Origin of the sequence: Aeromonas sp. QDB39 (assembly GCF_027707585.1) — a bacterium.
Lineage (GTDB): Bacteria > Pseudomonadota > Gammaproteobacteria > Enterobacterales > Aeromonadaceae > Aeromonas > Aeromonas hydrophila.
Genome location: NZ_JAPCIV010000113.1, coordinates 1 through 1,184, shown reverse-complemented (window position 1 = coordinate 1,184; position 1,184 = coordinate 1). Strand labels below are relative to the sequence as shown.

The 1,184-nt window shown below is 38.9% G+C and carries 1 protein-coding gene; it reads right to left on the bottom strand.

Features of this window, described 5'->3' with window-relative positions; all coding sequences use genetic code 11:
* Window positions 1-212: 212 nt before the first annotated feature.
* A partial coding sequence (locus PG899_RS24045) for a hypothetical protein (protein WP_270697813.1) occupies window positions 213-1,184 on the bottom strand: 972 nt, incomplete at its 5' end.

The window sequence follows — 1,184 nt, the reverse complement described above, 5'->3', positions numbered from 1 at the left end:
ACAAACTACCTACACAGATTGACTATGAAATAAATCTGGAAATCGTTGTATGGTAGGGCTTAGTGGCCTTTTCCAGAAAAATAGTAATTTTTTGCTATTTTTCCTATTTTTCAACTTTTGATAGCCCAATTTTTCCAGAACTTCCCCCTGATAGATGACCACCCTTTCACTTCTCGAACAGGTACATTGATTGAATCATGAATTGTACTGCTTCAATCTTGGATGCTAATACCGTAAACAGACCTGACATATCTGTCATACCTCAAGCAACTAGAGCGAGCTAGTAGCCGTTGTACGTTGACATCATGGAAACCACCTTCGGGACTCGAAATTTTGAACTGGGACAATAGAACTTGGTCAGTAACTTGCCCAAGTTGTCTCATAAGATCAGAAGCTTGCCCAGCTAAGTTGGCTAATTTACTAGGGTCGCGGTTATTGTTCAAAACCATCTGATCCATGGTTTTAAGCCATTTTCTAGCAGTGGAAAAATTACCTTGAGATTTTCGATATGTATCTAAAATTGCTTCGTCAATCGGCAACGAATTAAAAGTATTATGAGCATTATCCCATGGATAAGTCGCAATTCCTTGCGGCCTATGTTGAGCTGCCATCATCTCATTCCATCTTGATCCGCTGTCAGTAACTACTACAGAACCTGTCACTTGAGCAATTAGTAACGACATTTCATAGTTGGGCGCCATTCTGAATAGCATGAATTGACTATTATCTTTACGATCAACTTTTTGAAGCATCACAAGTGGTGAGACATCTGCTTGCTGCTCTAATAGATCAATCGTTTGAGTTGCATGATCATTATCAAGTCCAAATTGATTTATCAGTAACTTAACTCTTGCTTCTCTGGACATCATAGATGTTGAGTTCAATACATCTTCAATGCACATTCCAAAATGTAGCTGACGATCTTGCTCATTCAGAATATTTTTCTGATTGCCACGCTTACCAGCCATCTCCATGACAGCTCTCATCAGAGGCATGTCAAACTCGCTTGGATCAGGGATTAAATTAACTAATCCAAGTCCTATATATGGTTCCAATTGCAGCATGAACAAGAAATCTTTTAAGGCTTGATATTTGTATCTGGATGGATTCTCTATTGGACTAAACTCTGGCCGGACGTTGTTAGGATTGGTTATTGGGGTCTCAATTAAAAACTCATCAAACAT